The organism is Kitasatospora sp. NPDC048545, assembly GCF_040651155.1.
GTDB lineage: Bacteria > Actinomycetota > Actinomycetes > Streptomycetales > Streptomycetaceae > Kitasatospora.
The window spans coordinates 155,042-180,315 of sequence record NZ_JBEZIQ010000014.1; the positions used below are offsets into that span (position 1 = coordinate 155,042).

Below are 25,274 nucleotides of genomic sequence, written 5' to 3' on the forward strand. Positions count from 1 at the left end.
TCAGCTCCGGGCGGACGGCAGGGCGATCTCGAAGCAGCAGCCGCCGGCGACGTTGTGGACGCGGGCGCGCCCGGCGTGGGCCTCGACGATGCCGCGGACGATGGCCAGGCCCAGGCCGGCACCGCTGCCGCCGGCCTCGGGCCGGCCGGCCGGCTCGCCCAGGTCGGCCGGCCTGGGCGTGCGGGCCGCGGTTCCGCGCCAGCCGGTCTCGAAGACCCGGGGCAGGTCCTGGGCGGAGATGCCGCCGCAGCCGTCGGTGACCGAGAGCACCACTTCGTCCGCCTCCCGCCGCGCGGACACGGCGACCACGCCGTCCTGGGGGGTCGAGCGGATCGCGTTGACCAGGAGGTTGCCCAGCACCCGGGTGATCTCGCGGCTGTCGACCTCGACCGGTTCCGGCTCCACCTGTCGGCCTTCGAGCCGGACGCCGCGCTGCCGGGCCAGCGCGTGGGCGCCGGCCAGGGCGTCGTCGACCAGGTCGTAGGCGGAAACCCGGGTGAGCGAGAGGGAGAGCGTGCCGGCCTGGATGCGGGAGAGTTCGAACAGGTCGTCCACCATGCCGGTGAGCCGCTCGACCTCGGTGCGGATCCGCTGGAGGTAGCGCTCGGGCTCCTCGGCGACACCGTCCTCCAGCGCCTCGGCCATGGCCCGCAGCCCGGCCAGCGGGGTGCGCAGGTCGTGGGAGATCCAGGCGACCAGCTCCCGTCGGGACTGTTCGAGGGCCTGTTCGCGGGCCCGGGACTCGGCGAGCCGGGCGCTGGTGGCCGCGAGTTCCTCGCTGAGCTGGGCCAGTTCGCGGCCCAGTGGGTGGGCGGGCGCGGTGAAGCCGGTGTCACTGCCGACGGTCCGGGCGGCCGCGGTCAGCGCCCGGCTGCCGGCGACCACCTGCCGCCCCAGCAGCGCGGCGGTGCACAGCGACACGACCGCGGCCATGACGAGCACCGTGATGACGACGCCGAGGTCGTGGTCGGAGAGGAACATGGCCTGCGCGACGGCGAACGTCCCGGAGGTGACCGCGAGCACGGTGACGACGGCGACGCAGAACAGGGAGAGCGCCATCGAGCGTCGGCGCAGGAGCCGGACGGCGGGCCAGCCGAACAGGCCCGCGCCGCCGGCGCCGAGGGCGGCGAACAGCGCGATCAGCAGCAGGTCCTTCACGAGCGGTCCTCCTCGACGCCTTGCGCCGGGTCGTAGCGGTAGCCGACGCCCCACACCGTGCAGATCATCCGGGGAGCGGCGGGGTCGTCCTCGATCTTCTCGCGCAGGCGCCGGACGTGGACGGTGACGGTGGAGAGGTCGCCGAAGTCCCAGCCCCAGACGCGTGCCATCAGCTCCTGCCGGGAGAACACCGTCCCCGGATGCCGCAGCAGGAAGGCCAGCAGGTCGAACTCCCTTGCTGTCAGCGAGAGTTCTTTTCCGGCTCGGTGAGCGCGGCGGGCCGGCCCGTGGAGGGTGATGTCCCCGGAGCGGACGGGCCCGGCCGAGGTGCCGGGCGCCGGTGCCGCCGCGCGCGAGCGCCGCAGCACCGACTGGACCCGCAGGACGAGTTCGCGCGGGCTGAACGGCTTGGTGACGTAGTCGTCGGCGCCCAGCTCCAGACCGAGGATGCGGTCGGCCTCGTCGCCCCTGGCAGTGAGCATCACGACGGGCAGCTCCGCACCGGTGTCCCGGTCGCGCAACCGCCGCAGCACCTCCAGGCCGTCGATGCCCGGGAGCATCAGGTCCAGGACCACGAGGTCGGGGCGGTGGGCGCGGGCGAGGGCGAGCCCCTGCGGGCCGTCCGCGGCACGGTCGACGTGGTGGCCGGCTCGGGCGAGGTAGCCGGCGACGACCTCGGCCACGGTCGGGTCGTCGTCGATCACCAGGATGCGGGCGCCGGCCGGCGGGCCGGTGGTGGCGGAGGGCTCGTTCACCCCGCCGAGGATAGGGGCCCCCGCACCGGTGCGGACGCCGTCGCGGCTCCCCGTTCGACCTCCGTAAGATCCGGGGACCGGTGCGCGCTCCGGCGCGGGCCCCCGCCGGTCCCCCGGTGGGCCGTCGGCGCGACGTTCGACTTCCGTAAGGCTGCGGCACCCCCGCGCGGGGCGGGCCCGCCCTTAGCGTGACCGGCGTGACCTCCACTCCCCCTCGACCGTCCGGTGTCGACGTCGTCCTGCCCTGCCTCGACGAGGCCGCGGCCCTGCCCTGGGTGCTCGGACGGATCCCGCCGGGCTGGCGGGCGATCGTCGTGGACAACGGCTCCCGGGACGGCTCGGCCGAACTCGCCCGATCACTCGGGGCGACCGTGGTCGAGGAGTCCCGGCGCGGATTCGGCGCCGCCTGCCACGCCGGGCTCCTCGCCGCCACCGCCGAGCTGGTCTGCTTCCTGGACTGCGACGGCTCCCTCGATCCCGCCCAACTGCCCCGGGTCACCGCTCCGGTGGCCGACGACACGGCGGACCTGGTCCTCGGCCGCCGCCGGCCGGCGACCCTGAGCGCCTGGCCCGTCCACGCCCGACTCGCCAACACCGTGCTGGCCGGCCGCCTGCGGGCACGCACCGGCGCCCCCCTGCACGACCTGGGACCGATGCGGGCCGCCCGGCGGGAACGCCTGCTCGCACTGGGGCTGGGCGACCGCCGCTCCGGGTACCCGCTGGAGATGGTGCTCGCCGCCTCGGCCGCCGGGATGCGGATCACCGAGACGTCCGTCGACTACCTGCCGCGCGCCGGCCGGTCGAAGGTCACCGGCACGCTGCGCGGCACCCGGCAGGCGATCCGGGACATGCGGGCCGTCCTCGCCGCCCCGCCGCCCACCCTGCTGGTCATCGCCAAGTCCCCCGTGCCGGGCCGGGTGAAGACCCGGCTCACCCCGGCGTGCACGCCCGAGCAGGCGGCCGCGCTGGCCGAGGCCGCGCTCTCCGACACGCTGCACACACTGGCCACCGTCCCCGCCGGGCGGCGCCTGCTCGTCCTGGACGGCGAACCGGGCCGCTGGCTGCCGCCGGGGTGGCAGGTACTCCCGCAGAGCGGCGGCGGGCTGGACGCACGGCTGGTGGCGGCCTTCGGCCACGCTGCCCGGCTGGCCCCGGACGCGCCCGCGCTGCTCGTCGGCATGGACACCCCGCAGCTGAGCGCGGCCACCTTGGCCGAGCCGCTCTCGCCGACGGGCCGGGCGGGCACGGACGCCTGGTACGGCCCCGCGTCCGACGGCGGCTTCTGGGCCCTCGGTCTGGCCCGGCCGACCGAGGACCTCGCCCGCCGGCTCCTCCTGGGGGTGCCGATGTCGACCCCGGACACCGGGTCGACGCTCCTCGACCGGCTGGGGACGGCCGGCCTCACGGTGCACCGGCTGCCCGAAGCCACCGACGTGGACACCGTCGAGGACGCCCTGCTGGTCGCCTCCCAGGCGCCGCGGAGCCGCTTCGCCGCCCGCCTGCGCTCGTTCCGGGCGGCCCCCGAGGTGGCAGGTTGAGCGGCACCGCGACGGCATGGATCGACGACCCGTTCACCGAAGCCGTCCGCACCGGACGCGGTCCGCTGTGGCTGCGAGGCGACGACGGCCGCCGGATCCCGCTCGACATCGAGCGCTGGTGCGCGCCCGCCACCGGCGGCGACCACAGCCTGTTGCTGCGCTGCTTCCACCTGTCCGCACCGGTCGTCGACCTCGGCTGCGGGCCGGGCCGGCTGGTCGCCGCGCTCCTCGCCCTGGGTGTCCCGGCACTCGGTGTCGACGTCACACCGGCGGCCGTCGCCCACACCCTGGGCCTCGGCGGCGCAGCGTTGTGCCGGTCGGTGTTCGACCGGCTTCCGGCCGAGGGCCGCTGGGGTGCGGCCCTGCTGGCCGACGGCAATCTCGGCATCGGCGGGAACCCCGAGGCCCTGCTGCGGCGGGCCGCCGAACTGATCGCGCCGGACGGACTGCTGCTGGTGGAGGTCGAGCCGCGGGAGGTCGACGAGCGGGTCACCGTCCGGGTCGAGGGCCCGGACGGGCGGCTCGGGCCGCCCTTCGCCTGGGCGCGCCTCGGTGCCGAGGCCGCCGTGGCGCGCGCCCGCAGCGCCGGACTCGTCGAGTCGGAACGCTGGACCTCCCACGGCCGGCGCTTCCTCGCCCTGCGCAGGTGCGCCGCGCCGGCCCGCTGAGGCTGTCGGCCGTACCGGCGCGGTACGGCCGACAGCACGTCCTCAGCGGCTCACGGGCGGGGCGGGGGACCGCCGCGGACCGTGTGCCCCCGGTCCGCGGCCGGTGCCGGTGCCGGGTCCGCGGCCGGTGCGGGCGCCCAGTGCGGGTGCTCGCGCTCGGCCCATCGCCGGTCGACCCACCCCGTCCGCATCCCCCGCCTGGCCTCGGGATCCCGGAGCGCCATCCGGATGTGCCCGGCGGACACCACGGCGACGGCTGCGGCGAGCCAGTCGTGGACGAAGGTCGCACCGGTCCGCCAGGACGTCGGCGCCAGGTGGGTGAGCCACATCAGCAGACCCGTACCGAGCAACACCAGCATCGTGCCGAGCGTCCACTGGGCGTACAGCTTCTGCCCGGCGTTGAACTTCCCCGCCGGGCGGCGGAACGCGCGCGCCCGTACCGCCCACAGCCACGCCCGGTCCGCAGGGCCGAAACGGCTCAGCCTCGACACGTCCGCGCGTACCGCCCGGAAGCCGAGCCCGAGCAGCAGCGGTACCGGCAACGCCAGTCCGCACCACACGTGCGCGGTGACGACGAGCCTTCGCCGCCCGACCAGTTCGGCCAACGGCGCCAGGTAGAGGCAGGCGGCGGTGGCCAGGCACGCCAGCGCCAGCACGGCGGTGGCGCGGTGCACCCAGCGCTCGGCGCGGGTGAAGCGGAGCAGGAGGTCAGGCGGTCGGTGCATCGTCACGTCCGTTCGACCGGCCGACCCAGGCGTCGATGTCGTAGCCGTTCCGCTCCCAGTAGCCCGGCTCCACCGTGTCGGTGACGGTGATCCCGGACAGCCACTTGGCCGACTTGTAGAAGTACATCGGCGCGACGTACAGGCGGACCGGACCGCCGTGGGCGTGGGAGATCGGCGCGTCCTGAAGCTTGAGCGCGACCACCACGTCGTCCCGCCGGGCCTGCTCCAGCGTGAGGCTCTCGGTGTACTCGCCGTCGAAGCAGCTGAACCGCAGCGCCCGGGCGCCCGCGGTGACGCCGGCGGCATCGAGCAGGTGGGCCAGCGGCACGCCCTCGAACGGGGTGGACGGCACCCGCCAGCCCGTCACGCACTGCACGTCCCGCACGATCCGGCGCTGCGGCATCGCCTGCAGGTCCGCCAGGCGGTAGTGGCCGGGACGCTCCACCAGCCCGTCCACCGTCAGGGTGTAGGTGTCGGGGCCCCGGGCCGGCACCGAGGACGCCACCGAGTAGTACCGGAAGCCGCCTCCTCCCGGCAGCAGGCCGGTGAGACCCGTCGGGTCCTTGCCCGCCACGGTGTCCTGGGCGCGCTGGAGGTACGGGCCGGCCACGACTCCCGCCGCGCCGAGCCCGAGCAGGCCCAGCACCACCCGACGGCCGACCGGTGTCCCCCGGCTCTCCTCGATCTGTTCACTCACGCCGATCTGTTCGCTCACGCCGCCGATTCGACCAGCCGGGGGCCGGCGCGACCAGGGCCGACACCGGGACGTCAGACTTCCGTCACTTCTCGCCGAACGCCACCACGGCCACCCGCCCCGCACGACGCTGCCGAAGCAGCGGGACCAGGAGGACGACGCACAGCGCCGTGCCGTAGGCCAGCTGCTGCGCCACCTGACCCCCCGTCAGGTAGAGCGCCTGCCCGGCGGCCGGGACGACCAGCCACTCCCAGCGACCGTCGAGGGCGACCAGCGCGACCACCAGCAGCCCGTACCACGGGTAGGCGGGCGCGACCAGCAGCAGTGCCGTGCCCGTCACCAGGAGCGCCCCGGCCCACGGCCGGTCCCGGTCGCCCCGACGGAGCACCCGTACCACCACCGCCGCGAGCACCAGCGCCGCCGCCCACGGCAGGAGGCGGTCGGGCAGCACCAGCCGCAGCAGTCCGAACCGGTCGATGTGCCCCTGCTCGTAGCCCTCCTCCCGCAGGTAGCCCGGCAGGTAGCCCAGGACCGAGGTGCCCGAGGCCACGACGTACGGGAGGTAGGAGAGGGCGAAGGTGCCGAGGGCGGAGCCGAGCAGCAGCACGTCGGCGCGGGTCGGACGCCGGGACAGCAGGCCCGACACGGCTCCGGGCAGGGCCAGGGCCGGCAGCAGTTTGGTCGCGACCGCGCCGCCCAGCAGGACGCCCGCACGGACCGCCCGCCCCCACTCGGACCACCCCCGCGCCTCCCGCCCCCGCGCCTCCCGCGCCCGTACCGCCCGCTCCCGCTGGGACCGTCCCCGTACCGCGCAGCCCAGCGCGGCGACCGTCAGCAGTGCGCCGAGCGTGTCGACGTGCGCGTCGTTGACGGCCCACACCGTCACGCCGGGGAACCACCCCCACAGCGCAGCGCGCCACGCCTCCCGTCCCGTCACCAGCAGGAGTCCGGTGACCGCCACCGCCAGCACCGCACCGCCGGCCTGCACCGCGCGGACCCTGCCGCCGAACGGGTGCACGGCGAGGAACCAGGCCTGCGCGACCGGCGGATAGATGGTGTGCACGGCCGGCCGGTTGATGCGGGTGCAGTCCCCGGCCCGGGTGCGCCGCTCGTCCCAGCCGGCGCACCCGTCCCCCACCGGGAAGAGCCCGGGATCGCGCAGCCCCGCCAGCGCCGGATCGTCCGGGGTCCGGGCGTAGGGCGAGATCCCGGCCGCCTGGACCCGGCCGTCCCAGACGTAGCGGTAGGCGTCGTCACTGGTCCGCGGCGGCGCCAGCAGACCGACGGCGGCCACGGCGACGCCACCGGCCAGGACCAGCGGCACGACCTGCCCCCGGGGCACCCTGCGCAGCAACAGCACCGCGACGGCGAAGAGGGCGGTGTCGAGGAAGTACCAGCAGGCGAGCGGGAGGACGCCGCCGTGGGCGACGGTCAGCGCCAGGGCGGCGACCAGGGCGGCGAGGGCGAGGAGACAGCGCAGGACGGTCCGGGAGATCACGTCGCCCACCCTCCCACCGGCCGGCCCCCGCACCCGGGGCGGCGAGGCCGCCGTTCGAAATCGGTAAGCACGTCGGAGCACCGCAGGAACGCTCCGGGGCGCTTCGATGGACGGGTGGAAACCGATCCCGCCGACTCCGGCGCTCCCGTCAGTCGCCGCCGCCGCTACGACCCGTCGCTGCCCGCTCCCCCGGCGTTCCTGCGGCGCGGGCCGATGCGCGAGGGTGCGTTCACCTCACCGTTGCACGAGCCGCGGACCGTGGTCGTCGTCGGCCGCTGGCTGGGCCTGGCCGTCCTGCTCTGCTTCCTGACCGGCCTCACCAGCCACCTGCTCCAGGACCCGCCCGGCTGGCTCGCCCCGCACCTGCCCGCACGGCCGGTGAACGGCTACCGGGTCACCCAGGGCCTGCACGTGATCAGCGGTCTGGCCGCGATCCCCCTGGTCGGCGCGAAACTCTGGGCGGTCTATCCGCAGCTCTTCGAGTGGCCGCCGGCGCGCAGCGTGCTGCACGCCCTGGAGCGGATCGGCATCGCCGTCCTCGTCGCGGCCGTCCTGCTGGAGCTGTTCACCGGTCTGCTGAACACCCTGCAGTGGTACCCGTGGCCGTTCCCGTTCCGGCAGACCCACTTCTGGCTCGGCTGGCTGGCGACCGGCGGACTGCTGGTCCACCTGTCCGTCAAGGCGCCGCTCATCGCCGCGCACTGGTGGCGCCGGGCCGCTCCGGCCCTGGCGCAGCGCCGCGCGTTCCTCGCGGCGACCACCGCCGCCGTCGGCACCGTCACCCTCGTCACGGCCGGACAGAGCGTGCCCTGGCTGCGGGCCCTGGACCTGCTGGCCCCGCGCCGTCCCGACATCGGCCCCCAGGGCCTTCCGGTGAACCGCACCGCCGCCCAGGCCGGCACGATCACGGTGCCCGCCGACTGGCGGCTGCGGGTGGACGGGCCGCGGCCGTACGAGCTCACCCTCACCGAGCTCGGTGAACTCACCCAGTACGAGGTGGAGTTGCCCATCGCGTGCGTGGAGGGCTGGAGCGCCACCGCCCGGTGGGGCGGGGTCCGGGTCTCCGACCTGCTGCTGCGTGCCGGAGCCCCGGCCGGCTCCTCCGCCCGGATCACCTCGCTGGAGACCGAAGGCCCCTACCGGGTGATGGAGATGCCCGCGCAGTACGTCGACGATCCGCTCAGTCTGCTCGCCCTGCGCGTCAACGGTGAGGTGCTGACGGCGGATCACGGGTTCCCGGCGCGGATCATCGCGCCGAACCGGCCCGGCGTCCTGCAGACCAAGTGGGTCACCCGGATCGAGGTGATCGCATGACCGTCGTGATCCGCGGTCTGCTGCTGGCGGCCGGCGCGGCCCTGATCGGCTACGGCCTGTCCGGGCTGCTCGGCGACCCGTACATCACCGACCCGCTGGACGTCCTGGTCTGGGCGGTCGGAGGGCTCGTGATCCACGACGGACTGTGGGCGCCGCTGCTGTGCCTGCTGGGCGCGTTCCTGGTGCGCGGGCCGGTGCTGCGCGGCTGGCTGGTCGTCGCGGCGGCCGTCACCGCCGTCGGCCTGCCGGCCGTCCTGCGCGCGGGCGACGACAACGGCAACCCGACCGTCCTGCCGCTGCCCTACCTCCGCAACTGGCTGCTGGTGCTGACCGCCACCGCCGTCCTCGCGCTGCTGGTCGCGCTCGTCGGGCGGTGGCGGCGCCGGGATCGTTCAGTCAGGCGCCGGGGTCGTGCCGTCAGGCGCCGGGCACCCCGGGAAGACCGGTCGTGAGGCCGTCCAGGGCGTGCAGGCAGGCGCACCCGCGCACGAGGGGCAGCCGCTCCAGCGCCTTGAACAGCACCGTGCGCAGCCGGTCGACGTTGCGGGCGAACTCCTTCAGCACCTCGCCGTGGGTGACGCCCTCACCGCTCTCGACGCCCGCGTCGAGGTCGGTGACCAGGGCCATCGAGGTGTAGCAGAGCCCGAGTTCACGGGCCAGGACGGCCTCCGGGTGCCCGGTCATGCCGACCACCGACCAGCCGTTGGCGGTGAACCAGCGGGACTCGGCGCGAGTGGAGAAGCGCGGGCCCTCGATCACCACCAGCGTGCCGCCGTCGACCGGCTCCCAGGCCGCCTCCCGGGCGGCCTCCATCGCCACGCGCCGCCCCTGCGGGCAGTACGGGTCGGCCGTCGACACGTGCACCACCTCCGGCACCGTGCCGTCCGGCAGCGGCAGGCCGTCGTAGAAGGTCTGCGGGCGTCCGGAGGTCCGGTCGACGAACTGGTCGGGCACCAGCAGGGTGCCCGGCCCGTACTCCGGGCGCAGCCCGCCGACCGCGCAGGGTGCCAGCACCTGCCGCACGCCCAGGGAGTGCAACGCCCACAGGTTCGCGCGGTAGTTGATCCGGTGCGGCGGGAGCCGGTGGCCACGCCCGTGCCGCGGCACGAAGGCGACCCGGCGGCCGGCCACCTCACCCACGAACAGCGCGTCGCTCGGCTCGCCGTACGGGGTGTCCACCCGCACCTCGGTCACGTCGTCCAGCAGCTCGTAGAGGCCGGAGCCACCGATCACACCCACCTCGGCGCTCGGCAGGACGTTCTGGTCGGCCGTCATCGCGGTCCACCTCTCTTCTCGGGAACAACCTTCCGGCCACTGTAGGAACGGACCGCGCCGGAACCAGGACACCGGGCCTTACGAATCGCGAACGTCACACGCGCTCCGGGCGCGACATCCGGGCCGACCGGCCCGCCCGCCCCGGTCGGCCGGGGTGTCGCCGGGGCGTTGCCGCGCAAGCTCGCCGGCGGGCCCCGCCGCTTCGTGCCGGGTGTGGCGTCCGTGGCCTCATCCTCGTCCCACACACACCCCCGCGCGCTCCGACAGGTGGTGCGGGCGCCAGGGCTTGGGCCGAACCTGCCCCACTGCCTCCGCGATCGGCCAGCGGTTGTCTTCGACCTGCGGCATCAGCAGCCCACGCAGGTACAGCAGTTCGTTCTGCCGCAGGTCACTGGGGGGAAGACCGGCGCCTGGCTGGCGGCGAACTCAGCGAATGCCGTTTCCATCGCCCGGGATCTACACTTGCGGCGCAGGCCGCCCGATCTTCGTGTTGCGTCACAACATCGTGATCATCGGGCGGCCTGCGTGCGCCGACTCGGTGTTCATCGACACCTGGAGCCCGGCGCATCGCCGATACCGCCATCACCGAGGAGCCCGTGCCATGGAACCCGTCACGTTGATCACCGGCGGTTCGAGCGGGATCGGTGCGGCCACTGCCCGTGTCCTGCTCAAGCAAGGCCACCGCGTGGCGATCACCGGCCGCGATGCCGATCGCCTGGCCGCGTTCGCCACCTCCGCCGGAGCGGGCGAGCGGCTGCTGACCATCACCGGTGACGCCGGCGACGAGAGCCATGTCACCGCTGCCGTGCATCAAGTCACGCGCTCGTGGGGCCGATTGGACACGGTGATCGCGAACGCCGGGTTCTCGCTGCCCGGCACGCTGGAGGACCACGACCCTGCGGCCATGCGCGCCATGATTCTCACCAACATCCTCGGCCCGGCTCTGCTGGTACGCGAGACACTGCCACACCTGAGAAAGTCCAAGGGCCGGATCGTGATCGTCGGTTCGGTCGCGGGCACCAGGAACACGCCCGGCAACCTGTACTCCGTCACCAAGTGGGCCGCGCACGCCCTGGCCGAGAACGTCCGACTCCTGGTGGCCAAGGACCGCGTCGGCGTCACTCTTGTCGCCCCAGGGGTTGTGGACACCCCGTTCTGGGACGAACGCGGCGGATCACCCGCGGCGGCGCCGACACTGACCGCCGAGCAGGTCGCCGAGACGATCCTGTTCGCCGTCAATCAACCCGAAGGCGTGGACGTCAACCACCTCGTCGTACGGCCCGCCGGCCAGGTCAACTGATCTCGATCGCGCTGCGGGCGACGGGGCGCAAGAGCAGCATCAGGCCACGATCCACGACGGGAGTACTACGCGGGGAGTCGTGGCGGTTCGGGGGTGTCGAGGGGCCAGGTGGTGCGGTCCTCGCGGTGGTCGTAGGTGGGGAGTTCGGCGGCCAGGACGTCGAAGTGGGGCAGCGGGGCCCACAGGGCGCGGTCGCCGACGACGTAGAGCCGGCGTTTGGCGCGGCTGGCGGCGACGTTGAGGAGGTGGGGGGTGCCGGCGGCCCAGGTGCGGGCGCCGGGGCGGCCGGCGCCGAGGAGAAGGATGACGACGTCGGCCTCCTTGCCCTGCGCCTTGTGGACGGTGGCGCAGCGTTCCTCCAGGAGTTCGGCGGTCCAGCCGGGAAGGGTGCGGCAGGTGTCGCAGGCCTCCCGGACGAGGGCGCGGAAGGGGGCGATGATGCGCAGGCGTTCGACGTCGACGTCGTGGTGGTCGAGCCGGCGCAGGAGGAAGGTGAGGGCGCGGCGGTCGCGTTCGCCCCAGGGGGCGTCGGCGGGGCGGTCGGGGTCGGGGGTGTCGAGCCAGCGGCTGGGGAGCAGGCCGTCGTGCTCGGGGTCGGGGAAGGGCTGCGGGTGGGTGCCGTGGACCATGAGGCCGCCGTACGCGACGTCGTTGCTGACGGTGAACATGGGGTCCTCGCAGCGGCGGTGGACGCGCAGCGGTGAGCCGACCCAGACGGTGTCCTCCTCGGCGCCGGTGGGGGCGGGCAGGTAGGTGCCGTAGCGGTTGACCCGGTCGGCGACGGCCTGGGCGGAGGTGGCGGAGGGGAGCCACTCCTCGTCGACGCCGTGGGCGAGCAGGAGCCGGCGCTGAAGGGCGCTCGGCATGGTGACGACGGGTTCGAGCTGGAGGGGGTCGCCGACGAGGACGGCGCGGCGGGCCCGCCACAGGGCGCCGACGGCGGCCTGCGGGGTGGCCTGTCCGGCTTCGTCGACGAGGACCCAGCCGAGGGAGCCGCGGCCGAGCCGGGCGAACATGCTGCCGATGGAGGAGAAGGTGGTCGAGACGACGGGGACGAGGAGGAAGAGGGTCTGCCAGGCGTGCAGGACCTGCTCGTCGGGGACGGGGCCGCTGTTCCCGGCCATGAGTTCCACGAGCACCTGGAGGTTGCTGCGGATCCGCTTGGCCGTGTTGGCGACGAAGGCGCGGTGCAGGTCGAGGGCACGCAGGAACAGGTCACTGCGGGCGGTGCTCCAGGCTTCGTCGGCCCAGGGGGCGCCGAGTTCCTGTTCCTGGTCGTCGAGGTGGAGCCAGTCGAGGGGCAGGGAGGGGAGGGTGGCGGCAGCGGTGCGCAGGGTGCGGTGGGCGGCGTCGAGTCCGGCGGTGGCGCCCTCCAGTTCCTGGCGCGCGGCCCGGGCGTCCTGCCGGGCCCGTTGGAGGGCTTCGTGGGCGGCGGACTCCTCGGTGAGCGCGGCCCGTTCGTGCGTGCGGGCGCGGGCGGCGGCCTCGGCGGCCTCGGTGACGGCGCCGGTGGCGCGGGTGTGCAGGTCGGCGGAGGCGAGGTCCTCGGCGCGCGAGCAGCGGGCGATGTGGTCGTAGGCGTCCTCCAGGGCGGTGCGCTGCTGGACGAGCAGGGCGAGGAGTTCGGCCTGGCTGCGGTCGCGGTGCTGCTCGGCGGCCTGGCGTTCGGCGCCGCTCCTGAGCATGCGGCGCAGCCCCGCGCGCAGCCCCGGCTGGCCGGCGGGCGGTTCATCATGGAGGGCGGTGAGGGCGTCGACCTGCCTGCGGTGCCGGTCGGCGCGTTCGCGGGCGGCGGCCAGCTCCGCCCTGGCGTCGGCGAGGGCTTCGCGGGCCTGTGGGACGCGCCGGTTCGCCGCCTCGTGGGCGGCTTCGGCGGTGCGGGTGACGCTCGCGGCGGCGTCGAAGGCCCTGGTGGCGGTGTCGGCGCGGGCTTCGGCGGCGGCCGTGCGGCTGTCGGCCCGGGTGACGGCGGCACGCAGGGCGTCGAGGCGGGAACGGGCCCGGTCCGCCCGGGTGTCGGCGAGGGCGGCGGCGAGGCGGGCGCGTTCGGTGCGCAGGCGTTCGACCTCGGCCTGGGCGGACGTGAAGGCGGCGACGGCCTCGGTCCAGGACGGGACGGGCCGGGCGGGGCCGGCGGGGGCGGCGGACGTGGCTGCGGTGTTCGGGGCGGACGTGGCTGCGGTGCTCGGGGCGGAGGCGGCAACTGCCCTGCCCGTGGGGGTTGTTGCGCGACGGTCGCGCGGGCTGCGGGTGGGCCTGGGCGTGCTCGGGGGGACCCAGTCGCCGAGGACGGCGTTCATGCCGCGCAGCGGCGGGAGCCCGTCGGCGGTGCGGGCCGCGGTCTCGTCCTCGGGCAGGCGGCCCCACCAGAAGCGCTCGGTGAACCGCGTGCGGTTGGTCTTGTTGCCGAGGACGGCGGCCACCAGGCCCCAGGCGGGCGTGCCGCCGAGCAGGGCGGAGGCGAGGTCGGAGAAGTGGTCGGGGCCGTCGTGCCAGTGCTCGTCGAGGGCGGCGGCGGCGGGCAGTTCGGCGGTGACGTTCTCCACCGCGCCGTTGTTGGAGGAGGTCACCACGATCTCGCGGCCGGTGAGCCTCGGGTCGAGAGTGGAGACGAAGCGGGCGTGGACACCCTGGCGGTCCTTGCCGCGCCAGGCGCGGCCGACGAACGCCTCCTCGGGCCGCCGGTAGCCGGCCAGCACGGCGGCGCGTTCGACGACGAGGGCGGCGACCAGGTCACGCAGCATGGTCGTCTTGCCGGTGCCGGGCGGGCCGTTGACGGAGAAGAGGCCTCCGCCGTCGGCGGTGGCGTCGGCGGTGGCGGTGGCGGTGGCGGTGGCGGTGGTCGAGACGGTCCCGGTGCGGTCGGCGAGCATCCGGTTGACCGCGAACTGCTGGCTGAGCGCGAGCGGGTAGCGCGCCTTGGCGGGCCAGCGCCCGGCGGGCACGAGCGCCGGGTCGACGCCTTCGAGGACGGCGAGGCGGTCCTCGCGCAGGTCGGTGCGGGCGGTCGCGGGGATGTCCCGGCGAGCGGTCAGGTACGCCTCCAGGGCTGGGCCGAGGCCCGCTCCCCCGCCGACCTGGCCGCCCGGCCCGCCCGCCGCGAGGGAGGCGCGGACCCGGGCGAGGTCGGGCGGGAGGAAACTGTTCAGGAACGGCTGCGGGGCGGCGGGCTTGGCCTTCGGGTCGCGCGGGAGGCGGACCAGTCGGCTCTGGACCCGGATCACCCGCGGGTCCAGGTGCTCCTCGACGCCGCAGAGGTGGGCGATCTGGGCGGTCAGGGCGACCAGATCGGCGAGTGCGACGGGACGTGGGCCGGTGTCGTCCGTGCCGTCGTCCACGGTCCCGTCGACGACGTCGGCAGCAGGCTCGACGGGTGACGGCAGGTGGGCGGGTGACGGCACGTCGGCGGCCGGCCCCCGCGCCGGAACCCCGTCCGTCTCCGCCAGCTGCGGACGACGGGCCGCCGACCACTCCGCGACCCGCCGCACCAGGGGCTCCGTCGCCCCCTGCACGGCAGCCCCGGCGACCTCGCCGAACAGCGCCCCGACCGCCGCCACCGCCGCCCCGCCCAGGACCTCCGCCAGCAACTGCTGCCAGCCGGTTGCCGCATCCGACGCCTCCCGCGCGAGCGGCGCACCGCCCACCGGGCGGGACAGCACCGGATTCGGCAGGAGGCGGGGTCCCGGCCCGTACGGGATCGGCGTGGCGGCCAGCCGCCCCACCGCCACCTCGAACGCCTCGCCCAACTCCTCGAAGCCGTCCAGCCATCCCGGCACCGACGGCCCCGGGTCGAAGAGCCGTCCCGTCGCCCAGGCACACGCGGAGACCACCGAGGTGTCCCCGACCGGCCGTCCGTGCTCGTCCAGGACCAGGGCGAACATCGCGCTCCGCCCGGACAGCTTCAGCTCCTCCTGCGGCACCCCCGGATCCGGGTCGGTGCCCTCGGGCAGGACGGCGATCATCGCCTGGCGCAGCAGCTCCAGCTCGAACACCCCGCCGTACACCTCGTGCCGCCACACCATCCCGCGCGGCGCCCGCGGCGCGGCCGTCTCCGGATGCTCAGGCGCCCACGGCAGCACCGGCGCCGCCCGGCCGGCGGCCGGTGTGACGTCGACGACGACCGTGTCCGAGGCCCGGGGACGGCCCGCGCGGCGCTTGCGCGGCACCTCCGGGATCGCCGGCGGGCTGAACAGCTCGATCGCCCGCCAGCAGTCCAGCAGATCCCCCGTCCGCCGACCCTGACCGTCCCCGCTCCCCACCCGTCGCCCCCTGCGTCGAACCAGTGACACCCAGCCGCTTCGTGTGCCGATCGGCCGGCGGCCGAATCTACCGGACGTGGGGTCAGCGGGCCGAGTGCGGGCAGCGGGCCCGAACCGCTGTCGGGCGGCACGGGAGGCCTCGTCCGTACGGACGACGACAACGCCCGCCACCGAGTCGTCGCAACCGCGCACTCCGACGAGCGGGCCAGGACCGGGATCCCGGAAAACCCTGCGCGCCCGTTCGCCCCGCCCGGTACGGTCTCTACCGTGCTCGTCCGCCGGTGTCACGCCGGTTCGATCTGGCCCCACGCCGAGAGTAGGTCCCGCCCATGGCATGTCGTATCAGCGAACTCGTGCTCGGTTGCCACGATCCCGAGGTGCTGGCGCGGTTCTGGTGCGAGGTCCTGGACTTCGTGGTGCTCGGTCGCGAGGACGACGGGAGCATCGAGATCGGGCCCCGCGAAGGCTTCGGCGGCGCGCAGCCGACGATCTTCCTCAGCCGTCGGGACGAGCCGGAGCGGGGGAAGCCCCGGCTGCACATCGACGTCAACCCCACCGACCGCGACCAGGACGCCGAGCTCGAACGACTCCTGGAGCTCGGGGCCCGTCCGGCCGACATCGGCCAGACCCGTGAGGAGTCCTGGCACGTCCTCGCCGACCCGGAGGGCAACGAGTTCTGCCTGCTCAAGGCCCGCCTCAACCCGCTCTGACGGCCCCGGTGGGGGCGGGCCGCAGCAGTGGCCGGCCACCGTCGCGGAGCGCCCGCGCGACCGCGTGCAGGTAGCCGGCGAGGCCGGTCACGGGTCTCCGGGCCGGAGACCCAGGTGTCGTACCAATCGGCGGGAATCCGGTCCGCCACCGTCCGCAGGACGCACTGCAGTGCGGGCGCGGGGTCGGCGAAGGTGACGGGGCCGACCGGTTCGAAGGCGGTGCGCAGCAGGCGCGCTGCGAGGCCGTGGACCGCGAAGACGTTTATGAACCGCAGGCAGTGCGCGACGGCGGTGCGGAGCCGGTCGTCGTCCGGCTCGCACCGCCCGTCGGCCGCGGGTCGGCCCCGGGTCAACCGTGGGTCAGCCCCGGGTCAGCCCCGGGCGGCGGCTCGGGGAGTGAGGAACTCCCTCAGGTCGGCCGCGAGGGCGGACATTCCCTCGCCCGCCTCCAGCACGGTGGTCACGGACGTCTCCCACCCGTCGTCGCGCGTCATCCAGGGCGTGAGCGTCCAGGTCAGGAAGACGTGGCCGCCGGACTTGAAGGACGCCCGCAACGCCAGGTGGTTGGTGCTCCAGGTGCGCTCGCCCTCCCAGCCGCGGAAGTCGCCGGCGAGACGGCCGAGGAAGTCGTCCAGGGAGTCGAGGTCCCACACCCAGGTCTCGACCGAGTCGATGCGGGCGTGCAGCCCCGCCGCGCTGACCTCCACGGCGAAGCCGATGCCGAGTTCGTCGGGGAAGTAGCGGTCGCAGAGCCTGACCAGGGTGGCGGGGTCGTCCTGATGGCGAACGACGACGTCGGGGACATCGGGGACGTCGGGGTGTTCGGGGCTGCGCTCGGTCATCCCCGGAGCATAGGCGGTCGCCTCTCGGCCGCCCTTCGGTGCATGCCGACCGGGCGCGGGCCTCCGAGGCCTGCGGCCCACACGCCGGCGTGGTCGACGGACCGGCTCCCTCCCCGGGCCGCGTAAGGTCGGCGATCGTCGGCGATCGTCGGCGATCGGCCCGCATCGGCCCCGCCCGCCCGATGGTGATGACGAGAGAGACGAGCAGCACCGTGTCGAACGCACCCGTGATCCGCAGCGACGTCCCCGGGTCCTTCGCCTGGGGCGTCTTCCACGAACGCCACCCCGTGCTGGTACGGCAGGTCCTGGACGCCCTTCCCTACGGCCCCGCCGAGCGGGCGGCGGTCGAGCGGCTGCTCGCGGAGAGCACCACCGGCGTCCTGGTGCCGCCTCGCGCGGAATCCCCGGACCCCACGGAATCCCCGGCCGCTGCCGCGCAGTGGACGGCGTGGGGCGAGGGCCTGTGGGGACGGCCGTGGGGCGAGGCGCCGTTCCTGTGGGCGGAGAGCTACTTCTACCACCGGCTGCTCGACGCCACCGGCTACTTCCGGCCCGGCGCGTGGCAGGGCGTCGACCCGTTCGCGCCGTTCAAGGCCGCCGAGCTCGGCGGGACGGCGGTCGACGACGAACTGGCCGCGCTGGACGGGCTGGACGGGCTGGACGGACTCGATGAGCTCGACGGGCCGCCGCGGACCCGGCGCGCGGACGCCCTGCTGCAGTCGGCGTTGTGGGGCAACCGGGCGGACCTCAGTTTCCGGATGACCGTCGAGAAGGACGGAGTCACCGGATCCGACCTGATCGCCGACGACAGCGCGCAGCTGTGGGCCCTCCTGGAACGGTCCGGCGGCGGGCGGGTCTGTGTCCTCGCGGACAACGCGGGCCGGGAACTCCTGCCGGACCTCGTGCTGATCGACCACCTCCTGGGGCGCGGCCTGGCCGCGCAGGTCGTGCTGTACGTGAAACCCCAGCCGTACTTCGTGTCGGATGCGACGATGACCGACGTCCTCGCCGCCCTCGAACGCCTCCGCACCGCGCCCGCACCGACCGCCGCAGCGGTCGGCGAGCGGCTGTGGCAGGCCATGGGCAGCGGCACGCTGTCGGTCCGCACCCACCCGTTCTTCTGCGCACCCCTGCCGTACCACGCCATGCCCGCCGACCTCCGGGACGAACTCGCGGGCTCGGCACTGACGGTCGTCAAGGGAGACCTCAACTACCGCCGCCTGGTCGGCGACCGGCTCTGGCCGCCGACCACCCCGTTCAGCGAGGTGACGGGGCACTTCCCGTCAGCCGTCGCGGCCCTGCGGACCCTCAAGTCGGACGTGATCGTCGGCGTCGACGCCGCCACCGTCGCCCGGCTCGACCGCGCCGGCACGCCGTGGCGCACCAGCGGCCGGCTCGCCGTCATCCAGGTCGACGACGCACGACGGTAGCCGGGGACGGTGGACGGGGCGGTGCTCGCTCACAGTCCGGTGGCGAGCCGGACGGTCAGGGCCGTGGTGACGATGAGCCCGATGTTGAGGCCGATCCGGCGGTCCCCGCCGGTCAGGTGGACGACGACCGCACCGAACTGGAGGAGGAGAAGGCCGACGGCCGCGGCCGTTGCCAGTGCGGGAGCGGTGCCGGTCAGCGGGGGCAGGACCAGGCCTGCCGCGCCGAGGACCTCGACCACTCCCAGTGCCCGTACGGCGGGCATGGGCACGCGGTCGATCCAGGCCATCATCGGTCGGAGCCGGTCACGGCTGCGGACCACCTTGAGTACGCCCGCGTAGAGGTAGAAGGAGGCGAGCAGTCCTGCGGCGATCCCATAGGCGATGGTCATGATTCCCGTTCGTGGTCCGGCCCTTCAGGCCGCGTCGGTGGTGGACTCGGCCGCGCCGGTGGCGGGCACGGCCGCATCGGTGGCGGGCACGACTGCGCCGGTGGCGGGCACGGTCGCGTAGCGGCTCATCGCGTCGATGTTGGCTTCCGCGGTCAGCGGCCGGCCGGCGGTGAGCACGTCCTGGAGGTCCCGGAAGTACTGGACGTACAGGTCCGGGGTGAAGGTGCTGAGCATGACGGCGGGGTGGTCGGTCGGGTTGGCGAAGGTGTGCGGGGTGCCGGGCGGGACGACCACAAGGGTGCCGGCGGTGGCGTCGTGGTCCTCGTCGCCGACGGTGAAGCGGATGGTGCCGGCGAGGACGTAGAAGCCCTCGTCGTGGCCGGCGTGACGGTGTTGCGGCGGCCCGGCGGTGTGCGGGGCGAGGACGGATTCGGCGATCGCGAGGCGGTGCCCGGTGTGGCTGCCGTCCTCCAGGACGCGCATGCGGGTGGTGCCCAGGACGATCGTCTCGCCGTCGCCGGGGCCGACCACCGAGAGGGCGGGGGCGGGCTGCGGTGTACCGGTCTTCGTTTCTTCGGTCATGTCACGAGTGCACCGCCGGGGCCCCGCGGCTGTCCAAGACCTGTCCCGCGACGCCGATACCCGGCGGGTATCGTTGCAGCGTGGAGCTACGCACCCTGCGCTACTTCGTCGCCGTTGCCGAGGAACTCCACTTCGGCCGGGCCGCCGCGCGCCTGCACATGAGCCAGCCCCCGCTGAGCCGGGCGATCCGGCGGCTGGAGGCCGAGGTCGGCGCCCCGCTGTTCACCCGCTCACCCGCCGGCGTCTCGCTCACACCGGTGGGCACCGTGCTGCTCGACGAGGCACGGGCGCTGCTCGACCACGCCGACCGCCTGCGGGAGCGGATGGGCGCGGCGGCCGGCGCCGCGACCGTCACCGTCGGCATCCTGGGCGACGGCACCGACCCGGGGCTGTCCAGGCTCGCCGCCGCGTACCGGCTACGCCACCCCGGCGTCGACATCCGCGTCCGGGACACCGACCTGACCGACCCCACCTGCGGTCTGCGCGCCGGACTGGTCGACGTGGCCCTGACCCGGGCGCCGTTCGACGAGACCGGGCTGACGGTGCGCACGCTGCGGCGCGACCCGGTGGGCGTGGTCCTGCGCGCCGACGACCCGCTGGCCCGGCGCGACCGGCTGCGGCCGGACGACCTGGACGACCGCCGCTGGTTCCGCTTCCCGCCGGACACCGACCCGGTGTGGCAGGCGTACTGGCACGGCGGCAGGCCCCGCGAGGGCCCGGTGGTGCGCGCCGTCCACGAATGCCTGCAGGCCGTCCTGTGGAACGGCACGGTCGGCCTGGCCCCGCTCGGGCACGACCTGCCCGCGGAGTTGGCCGTCGTCCCGCTGACCGGCATCGCGCCGAGCCGTGTCGTCGCGGTGTGGAAGGAGGGCGACACCAACCCGTTGATCCGGTCGTTCGTCGACATCGCGGCCACCGCGTACCGGCGCTGAGCGGCACCGGACACCCCCGAGCGGCAGCGGACACCGCGGAGCGGCACGGAGCGGCAGCGGCGCCCGGTCCGCTCCGGGCGCCGCTGCCGCGGCCCGGGTTCAGGACAGCATGGCGATCCGGTACTGCATGATCCGGTAGTTCGTCGGGTCGTACCACTGGCTGACGACGATGTGGAAGTTGCCGAACGTCGAGCCCGGGATGACGAAGCCGCCGTACGGGCTGGCGACGAGGTTGCCGACCTCCTGGCCCGGGCTGCCGGGAAGGATCATGGTCTGCTCCAGTGTCCTGGTCAGGTCCGAGGTCGGGAGGGGGAAGACCATCGCCCTGATCGACAGCGGGTCCATGTTCAGCCAGGTGAGGACGTACTTGCCGTCCATGGCGCGGAAGCACATCTCGCCCCACCTGCGGGTGCCGAGGACGGTCGTCGGGGCGGGCGCGTTCCACCGCCAGCCGCCGTCGGCGAAGCCCCACGGCTCGTAGGCGTCCGGGTTGCCGAGGCTCTCCTTGCGGACCCGGTGCAGCAGCATGCCCGATTCCACGTCGCGGTTGAAGACCGTCGACAGGACGTAGCAGTAGCCGTCGTCGGCCACCGCGTACGTCTTCTGCTGGAACTGGCCGCCGTGCAGGTCCCCCGGCCACTGGCACAGGTACTCCCAGGACTCTCCGTTGTCGGTGGAGCGCCAGAAGTCGGTGTGGTGGGTGTCGTAGATGACGCCGCGCATGAGGTGCATGTACATCACGCCGTCGACGACGAACACGTCGGACGGGATCGCCGTCGTGAACTTGTCCCCGACCGGGTTGTGCGGCTCGTCGACGAGGCTGTTGGCGTGGCCGCCGCCCACGCTGCCGTCGACGCGCAGGTTGTTCAGGTCCGCGCTGCCTGAGCGCAGGCCCACCGGGGCGCGCCAGTCGGCGGCGCCCACCCGGTCACCGTCGAAGGTGTCGCCGCAGACGAAGAGCATGGTGCCGTCCGGGCACAGCACGGGGATGCCGAGGTCCGTCCACGGCGAGGCGAACGGCCCGGTCTCCAGCGGGCCGCTGAGGTTCTTCACCTTGGTCGCGATCGTCGGACCGGTCGGGTCGTTCGGGCCGCCGGCGACCGCCGCGGGTGCCCCCGACCCGATCGCCCCCGCCCCCACGGCGACCCCGATGCCGATCCTGAGGAGTTTGCGGCGGGACGGGCCGCCGGTCGTCGCGTCGTTCCCGCCCGATGAGTGGGTCATGGTGTCGATGGCCTTTCCGAGTCGACGGATCACCGGTCCCGCGGCCCCGGAGCTTCGGCGGCTTCGCGTTCCCGCTGCTTCGAACGGACCGCGCGGCGCGGTGGCGACGGGTCGCTCCCGAGGCTACGGCGGCCGGTCGCCGTTCCGTCGATCAGTGAACAGACCTTCACTCACATGAGTTAAGCCACACGGAAGTTCACGATCCCGACGCGTGCGGACGCACCCGCGCCACGGGTACGGACACCACGCGACGGCTTGCTCCGCAGGGCGTGGGCGGGCCGGGTGGCCGGGTGCCGGCGGTCAGTGGGCCGCGGTGGCGAAAGCGGCGGTGATCTCGGCGGGGGTGCGGCCCTGGCGGAGCAGGGTGTGCAGGAGGAGGCGGGCCTTGTGGGCGTCGAGGTGGCCGGCCCGGATCAGTCCGCGGGCCAGCAGGTCCTTCTCCGAGCCGGGGAAGCCGTACGTGCCCCGCAGGACGGGCCCGTTGCCGATGCGGCTGGCGAGGACGACGGGGATGCGCGACGCGGCCCGTTCCAGGATGCCGACGAAGCCCTCGGGGACGTGGCCGACTCCGAACGCGGCGACGACGAGTCCGTCGCAGGCCTCGGCCATCGCGGCGAGGAGGGTGCCGTCGTCTCCGAGCGTGGCGGTGTACAGGCCGACGCGGGCGGCGGCGCCGGTCGTCGGGCGGGTGAAGGTCGTGCGGGCGGCGAGCGGGGCGTGCAGGTGGACGCGACCCTCGTGGATGCGGCCGAGGGGACCGGTGGCCGGGGAGGTGAAGGCGGCGGGGCTGGTGCTGTGGGACTTGCGGACGGTGCGGGCGGCGTGGATCTCGTCGCCGAGGACGACCACCGTGCCGGCGCCCGTCAGTTCCGGGGCGGCGGCGGCGATGACGGCCGCGTGGATGTTCGCGGGGCCGTCCGGTCCGGGCAGGGTGGGATTGCGCATCGCCCCGGTGACGACGACCGGCTGGTCTCCGGGGAGCAGCAGGTCGAGCAGGTAGGCGGTCTCCTCGATGGTGTCGGTGCCCTGGGTGACCACGGCGCCGTCGCAGCCGGTCCGGAAGGCGTCGGCCAGGGCTTCCGTGAGTGCGTCGAGGTCGTCGAAGCCGAGGGAGGCGCTGGGCACGTTCCGGAAGTCGTGGACGCGCAGGTCGACGTCGAGGTGCTGCAGGGCGGGGACGGCGGCGAGGAGGTCGTGGGCGGACAGGGCCGGAACGACGCCACCGGTGACCGGATCGGTGGTCATGGCGATGGTGCCGCCGAGGGAGAAGACCGCAACTGTCCTGGTGTCCAACGGTGTTCGCTCCTTCTCCGGGGTCCGGCTGCCGGCCTGCCGGCGGGGTGGCCGGGCGGCGGGGTGGCCGGGCGGCGGCCCCGGGGCAATCTACCGGGTGCCCGCACCGGCCGGGTGACGCGTGACGCCGGTCTCCGGATGCGGTTCCGGAGCCCGGCGTCACCACCCCGGCCGAGGGACTCCCCGCGGGGGGGGGGCGTCGCCGGGGTGTCGCCGAGGTGTGGTCAGCGTTGCTGGCCGGTCGGGGTGGTGGCCGGCGCGTCGGTGGTGTTCCCGGTGTTGGCGGGGTCGGGCTTGGTGACCGGGTCCGGGATGTCGGCCATCGGCAGGGACTGCTTGGGTGCCCCGCGCAGGGCCTGGTTCATGGCGTCCCGCCAGATCGGGCCGGGGCCGTCGGCGCCGAACACCTCGGTGTGGTACTTGCCGTTGATGGTGATGTTGCGCATCTCGACGCCGCCGGCGGGGCCGCCGAGCCAGACGGCGGTGGCGAGCTGCGGGGTGTAGCCGTTGAACCAGGCGGCCCGCTTGCGGTCGGAGGTGCCGGTCTTGCCCGCGATCTGACGGTTGCCGTCGAGGCCGAGGTCCTTTCCGGTGCCGCTCTCGGTCACGCCGTTGAGGACGGTGTTGAGGGCTCGTGCCGTCTGGTCGGAGAACACCTTCTCGCAGCGGCCGGCCGGGACGGGGACGTCCTTGCCGTCGACGGTGGTGATCTTGTCGATGGCGACGGGGGCGCAGTGGGTGCCCTGCGCGGCGAAGGTCGCGTAGACGTTGGCCATGGTGAGCGGGCTCATCTCCTCGACGCCCAGGGCCATCGCGGGGACCTCCTCCAGCGGCTTGCCGCTGGCCTTGCTGGTGATGCCGAGCTTGTTGGCCATCTGCTTGACCGCGCAGAGGCCGACCTCCTGCTCCATCTGCACGAAGTAGGTGTTGACCGAGAGGGCCATCGCCATCTTCAGCTGGTAGGGGCCCTTCTCGCCGGCGGATTCGTTGGGCACCACCGTCTTGGGCCGGCCGTCGTTCTTCCAGGTCCCTTCGCAGGTCTTCATCGTCGGGTACTCGAGCTTGTTCGGGGACGAGTACTCCTGGGTCGCCGGTATGCCCGCTTCGAGTGCGGCGGCCGCGACGATCGGCTTGAACGTGGAGCCGGGCTGGAAGCCGTTGCCACCGCCCATCACCTGGTCGACGTTGAGGTTGACGACGGTCTGGTTCTTGTTCGTGTCCAGGCCGTAGGGGCGGGTCTGGGCCATGGCGAGGATCTTGCCGCTGCCGGGCTCGATCATGGTGGCGGCGGCGGAGACGCTGTCGGTGACCTTCACGTTGCCGCTCACCGCGTTCTGGGCGGCGGCCTGCTTGTCGGGGTCCAGCGTGGTGTGGATGTTGAGGCCGCCCTGGTTCCAGAACTTCTTGCGGTCCTCGGCGGTCTTGCCGAAGGCCGGGTCCTGCTTGACGACGTGGCGGACGTAGTCGCAGAAGAAGCCCATGCCGGCCTGGGCGGTGATGCAACCGTTCTGCGGGTCCTTGTAGTTGAGGCCGAGCGGGGCGGCCTTGGCCTCCGCGGCCTGCTCCGCGGTGATGTGCTTGTTCTCCAGCATCTTGCCGATCACCACGTCGCGGCGGGCCTGCGCGTCCTGCGGGAACTGCTTCGGGTTGTACTGGTAGGGGTTCTGCACCAGGCCGGCGAGCAGGGCGGCCTCGGCGATCGTCAGGTCCTTGTTGCTCTTGCTGAAGTAGCGCTGGGACGCGGCCTCGACGCCGTAGGCGCCGTTCCCGTAGTACGTGATGTTGAGGTAGTTGGTGAGGATCTGGTCCTTCGGCAGGTCCTCCTCCAGCTTGATGGCGACCTTCAGCTCCTGGATCTTGCGGCCCAGGGTCTTGCGCTGGGCCTCCAGGACGGCGCCCTTGTCGTCGCCGGCCTGCTCCACGTTGACGTTCTTGACGTACTGCTGGGTCAGCGTGGAGGCGCCCTGGGAGGTGGTGCCGGTCTCCGCGTTCTTGCTGATGGCGCGGAGGATGCCCTTGAGGTCGACGGCGCCGTGCTCGTAGAAGCGGGCGTCCTCGATGTCGACCTGGGCGTGCCGCATGAACGGCGACATCTGGTCGGCGGTGAGGACGGTGCGGTCGCGCTCGTAGACCTTGGCGATCAGCCCGCCCTTGGCGTCGAAGATCTGCGTCGCCTGGGTCAGCGGCGGGGTCTTGAAGTCGTTGGGGATGTCATCGAAGTCCTCGGCCGTGCTCTTGGCGGTCAGCCCGATGCCGCCGGCGACGGGCAGGACGAGGCCCGCCAGCAGGACGCCGGAGACGACACTCACACCCAGGAAGGTCGCACCGAAGCGGGCCAGCCGAAGCGGCGACTTGCGGGACGGGCGGGGTTCCGCAGCGTCGGACGAATTCCAAATCGGGGGGAGGTTCGATTCCATTCCGAAATGCTAACCCGCAGAGGTCGCCGGTCGAACGATTTTTCGCAGGCGACTGTCACGGCTGTGCAACAGGTTCCGGAAGTCGACTCCACACGGAGAGTCGTATACGAACTGAATGGGCATGGAGGAATTCGGTGAATGCACCGGATGTGAAGACTCCGCGCACGGCGGCGCTCCCGCAGCCTTTCCCCCGCCCCTTCCCCCGGCCCTCCCCGCGCGTCCGCTCCCGCAGCCCTCCATCAGTCTGATGCCCTGAGTCGGCAAAAGGTTG

21 protein-coding genes and 1 pseudogene are annotated in these 25,274 nt (G+C 73.9%); 9 read left to right on the forward strand and 13 right to left on the reverse strand.

All coding sequences use genetic code 11. The annotated features are described in order from the left end of the window. Together AB0D10_RS16350 and AB0D10_RS16355 are read right to left on the reverse strand one after the other, a co-directional pair. Window positions 1-1,158: a HAMP domain-containing sensor histidine kinase gene (locus AB0D10_RS16350; protein ID WP_360256344.1), complete on the reverse strand. Its 1,158-nt coding sequence runs from the start codon at window positions 1,156-1,158 to the stop codon at window positions 1-3. Further along, the gene (locus AB0D10_RS16355) at window positions 1,155-1,913 is read right to left on the reverse strand and encodes a response regulator transcription factor (protein ID WP_360256347.1); all 759 of its coding nucleotides are present in this window, start codon (window positions 1,911-1,913) and stop codon (window positions 1,155-1,157) included. The genes AB0D10_RS16350 and AB0D10_RS16355 overlap by 4 nt, the downstream gene beginning before the upstream one ends. A gap of 188 nt (window positions 1,914-2,101) precedes the next feature. Between AB0D10_RS16355 and AB0D10_RS16360 the strand changes: the two are divergent. From AB0D10_RS16360 to AB0D10_RS16370, 3 genes and pseudogenes are all read left to right on the forward strand, one after another. After that, window positions 2,102-2,788, forward strand: a pseudogene (locus AB0D10_RS16360) (glycosyltransferase family 2 protein); the annotation flags it as partial. Beyond that, on the forward strand, window positions 2,762-3,451 hold the full coding sequence (locus AB0D10_RS16365) for a DUF2064 domain-containing protein (protein WP_360256411.1): 690 nt from the start codon (window positions 2,762-2,764) through the stop codon (window positions 3,449-3,451). The pseudogene AB0D10_RS16360 and the gene AB0D10_RS16365, both read left to right, overlap by 27 nt. After that, window positions 3,448-4,119: an SAM-dependent methyltransferase gene (locus tag AB0D10_RS16370; protein WP_360256348.1), complete on the forward strand. Its 672-nt coding sequence runs from the start codon at window positions 3,448-3,450 to the stop codon at window positions 4,117-4,119. Before AB0D10_RS16365 ends, AB0D10_RS16370 begins: the two co-directional genes overlap by 4 nt. A gap of 50 nt (window positions 4,120-4,169) precedes the next feature. Here AB0D10_RS16370 and AB0D10_RS16375 read toward each other — a convergent pair whose 3' ends face one another. The 3 genes from AB0D10_RS16375 to AB0D10_RS16385 all read right to left on the reverse strand — a co-directional run bounded on the left by AB0D10_RS16375 (window position 4,170) and on the right by AB0D10_RS16385 (window position 7,036). Further along, window positions 4,170-4,844 (reverse strand): cytochrome b/b6 domain-containing protein, encoded by a 675-nt coding sequence (locus AB0D10_RS16375; protein WP_360256349.1) that lies wholly within the window; start codon window positions 4,842-4,844, stop codon window positions 4,170-4,172. Further along, window positions 4,828-5,559 carry a molybdopterin-dependent oxidoreductase gene (locus tag AB0D10_RS16380; RefSeq protein WP_360256351.1) on the reverse strand — a complete coding sequence of 244 codons (732 nt, stop codon included), beginning with the start codon at window positions 5,557-5,559 and terminating at the stop codon, window positions 4,828-4,830. The genes AB0D10_RS16375 and AB0D10_RS16380 overlap by 17 nt, the downstream gene beginning before the upstream one ends. Before the next feature lie 64 nt (window positions 5,560-5,623). Next, on the reverse strand, window positions 5,624-7,036 hold the full coding sequence (locus tag AB0D10_RS16385) for a hypothetical protein (protein WP_360256353.1): 1,413 nt from the start codon (window positions 7,034-7,036) through the stop codon (window positions 5,624-5,626). Window positions 7,037-7,249: 213 nt separating this feature from the next. Here AB0D10_RS16385 and AB0D10_RS16390 point away from each other — a divergent pair, with 213 nt between their 5' ends. Together AB0D10_RS16390 and AB0D10_RS16395 are read left to right on the forward strand one after the other, a co-directional pair. Then, window positions 7,250-8,350: a molybdopterin-dependent oxidoreductase gene (locus AB0D10_RS16390; protein ID WP_360256413.1), complete on the forward strand. Its 1,101-nt coding sequence runs from the start codon at window positions 7,250-7,252 to the stop codon at window positions 8,348-8,350. Then, window positions 8,347-8,802 carry a hypothetical protein gene (locus AB0D10_RS16395; protein WP_360256356.1) on the forward strand — a complete coding sequence of 152 codons (456 nt, stop codon included), beginning with the start codon at window positions 8,347-8,349 and terminating at the stop codon, window positions 8,800-8,802. Before AB0D10_RS16390 ends, AB0D10_RS16395 begins: the two co-directional genes overlap by 4 nt. On the opposite strand, the gene AB0D10_RS16400 is transcribed toward AB0D10_RS16395, so the two are convergent. Beyond that, a complete protein-coding gene (locus AB0D10_RS16400; RefSeq protein WP_360256358.1) occupies window positions 8,768-9,625 on the reverse strand; it encodes an S-methyl-5'-thioadenosine phosphorylase in 858 nt (285 codons plus the stop codon). The genes AB0D10_RS16395 and AB0D10_RS16400 overlap by 35 nt on opposite strands. 601 nt (window positions 9,626-10,226) lie before the next feature. Between AB0D10_RS16400 and AB0D10_RS16405 the strand changes: the two genes are divergently transcribed. Then, complete coding sequence (locus AB0D10_RS16405; RefSeq protein WP_360256360.1) at window positions 10,227-10,925, forward strand: SDR family oxidoreductase; 699 nt, start codon at window positions 10,227-10,229, stop codon at window positions 10,923-10,925. Between the two features lie 65 nt (window positions 10,926-10,990). On the opposite strand, the gene AB0D10_RS16410 is transcribed toward AB0D10_RS16405, so the two are convergent. After that, window positions 10,991-15,184, reverse strand: coding sequence for an ATP-binding protein (locus AB0D10_RS16410; protein ID WP_360256362.1), 4,194 nt, complete (start codon window positions 15,182-15,184; stop codon window positions 10,991-10,993). 329 nt (window positions 15,185-15,513) lie between these two features. On the opposite strand from AB0D10_RS16410, the gene AB0D10_RS16415 reads away from it, so the two are divergent. Further along, window positions 15,514-15,894 carry a VOC family protein gene (locus tag AB0D10_RS16415; RefSeq protein WP_360256365.1) on the forward strand — a complete coding sequence of 127 codons (381 nt, stop codon included), beginning with the start codon at window positions 15,514-15,516 and terminating at the stop codon, window positions 15,892-15,894. Window positions 15,895-16,265: 371 nt separating this feature from the next. Here AB0D10_RS16415 and AB0D10_RS16420 read toward each other — a convergent pair whose 3' ends face one another. After that, window positions 16,266-16,736: a DUF6228 family protein gene (locus tag AB0D10_RS16420; RefSeq protein WP_360256367.1), complete on the reverse strand. Its 471-nt coding sequence runs from the start codon at window positions 16,734-16,736 to the stop codon at window positions 16,266-16,268. Window positions 16,737-16,948: 212 nt separating this feature from the next. Between AB0D10_RS16420 and AB0D10_RS16425 the strand changes: the two genes are divergently transcribed. After that, complete coding sequence (locus AB0D10_RS16425) at window positions 16,949-18,166, forward strand: damage-control phosphatase ARMT1 family protein (protein ID WP_360256368.1); 1,218 nt, start codon at window positions 16,949-16,951, stop codon at window positions 18,164-18,166. A 29-nt stretch (window positions 18,167-18,195) separates the two neighbouring features. On the opposite strand, the gene AB0D10_RS16430 is transcribed toward AB0D10_RS16425, so the two are convergent. Together AB0D10_RS16430 and AB0D10_RS16435 are read right to left on the reverse strand one after the other, a co-directional pair. Continuing rightward, a complete protein-coding gene (locus AB0D10_RS16430) occupies window positions 18,196-18,555 on the reverse strand; it encodes a DoxX family protein (protein ID WP_360256370.1) in 360 nt (119 codons plus the stop codon). A 24-nt stretch (window positions 18,556-18,579) separates the two neighbouring features. Continuing rightward, window positions 18,580-19,137: a cupin domain-containing protein gene (locus AB0D10_RS16435; protein ID WP_360256372.1), complete on the reverse strand. Its 558-nt coding sequence runs from the start codon at window positions 19,135-19,137 to the stop codon at window positions 18,580-18,582. An 80-nt stretch (window positions 19,138-19,217) separates the two neighbouring features. Here AB0D10_RS16435 and AB0D10_RS16440 point away from each other — a divergent pair, with 80 nt between their 5' ends. Then, on the forward strand, window positions 19,218-20,069 hold the full coding sequence (locus tag AB0D10_RS16440) for a LysR family transcriptional regulator (protein ID WP_360256374.1): 852 nt from the start codon (window positions 19,218-19,220) through the stop codon (window positions 20,067-20,069). A gap of 99 nt (window positions 20,070-20,168) precedes the next feature. Here AB0D10_RS16440 and AB0D10_RS16445 read toward each other — a convergent pair whose 3' ends face one another. The 3 genes from AB0D10_RS16445 to AB0D10_RS16455 all read right to left on the reverse strand — a co-directional run bounded on the left by AB0D10_RS16445 (window position 20,169) and on the right by AB0D10_RS16455 (window position 24,895). Then, complete coding sequence (locus AB0D10_RS16445) at window positions 20,169-21,293, reverse strand: DUF4185 domain-containing protein (protein WP_360256376.1); 1,125 nt, start codon at window positions 21,291-21,293, stop codon at window positions 20,169-20,171. 300 nt (window positions 21,294-21,593) lie between these two features. Beyond that, window positions 21,594-22,586 carry an asparaginase gene (locus AB0D10_RS16450; RefSeq protein ID WP_360256378.1) on the reverse strand — a complete coding sequence of 331 codons (993 nt, stop codon included), beginning with the start codon at window positions 22,584-22,586 and terminating at the stop codon, window positions 21,594-21,596. 224 nt (window positions 22,587-22,810) lie between these two features. Continuing rightward, window positions 22,811-24,895, reverse strand: coding sequence for a transglycosylase domain-containing protein (locus AB0D10_RS16455; protein ID WP_360256381.1), 2,085 nt, complete (start codon window positions 24,893-24,895; stop codon window positions 22,811-22,813). Window positions 24,896-25,274 lie beyond the last annotated feature (379 nt).

Excerpts from the sequence above, each read along its gene's own strand:
- AB0D10_RS16365 (WP_360256411.1), top strand. The coding sequence starts at position 2,762 with ATGCGGGCCGTCCTCGCCGCCCCGCCGCCCACCCTGCTGGTCATCGCC.
- AB0D10_RS16375 (WP_360256349.1), bottom strand. The coding sequence starts at position 4,844 with ATGCACCGACCGCCTGACCTCCTGCTCCGCTTCACCCGCGCCGAGCGC.
- AB0D10_RS16390 (WP_360256413.1), top strand. The coding sequence starts at position 7,250 with ATGCGCGAGGGTGCGTTCACCTCACCGTTGCACGAGCCGCGGACCGTG.
- AB0D10_RS16395 (WP_360256356.1), top strand. The coding sequence starts at position 8,347 with ATGACCGTCGTGATCCGCGGTCTGCTGCTGGCGGCCGGCGCGGCCCTG.
- AB0D10_RS16400 (WP_360256358.1), bottom strand. The coding sequence starts at position 9,625 with ATGACGGCCGACCAGAACGTCCTGCCGAGCGCCGAGGTGGGTGTGATC.
- AB0D10_RS16405 (WP_360256360.1), top strand. The coding sequence starts at position 10,227 with ATGGAACCCGTCACGTTGATCACCGGCGGTTCGAGCGGGATCGGTGCG.
- AB0D10_RS16415 (WP_360256365.1), top strand. The coding sequence starts at position 15,514 with ATGGCATGTCGTATCAGCGAACTCGTGCTCGGTTGCCACGATCCCGAG.
- AB0D10_RS16420 (WP_360256367.1), bottom strand. The coding sequence starts at position 16,736 with ATGACCGAGCGCAGCCCCGAACACCCCGACGTCCCCGATGTCCCCGAC.
- AB0D10_RS16430 (WP_360256370.1), bottom strand. The coding sequence starts at position 18,555 with ATGACCATCGCCTATGGGATCGCCGCAGGACTGCTCGCCTCCTTCTAC.
- AB0D10_RS16435 (WP_360256372.1), bottom strand. The coding sequence starts at position 19,137 with ATGACCGAAGAAACGAAGACCGGTACACCGCAGCCCGCCCCCGCCCTC.
- AB0D10_RS16445 (WP_360256376.1), bottom strand. The coding sequence starts at position 21,293 with ATGACCCACTCATCGGGCGGGAACGACGCGACGACCGGCGGCCCGTCC.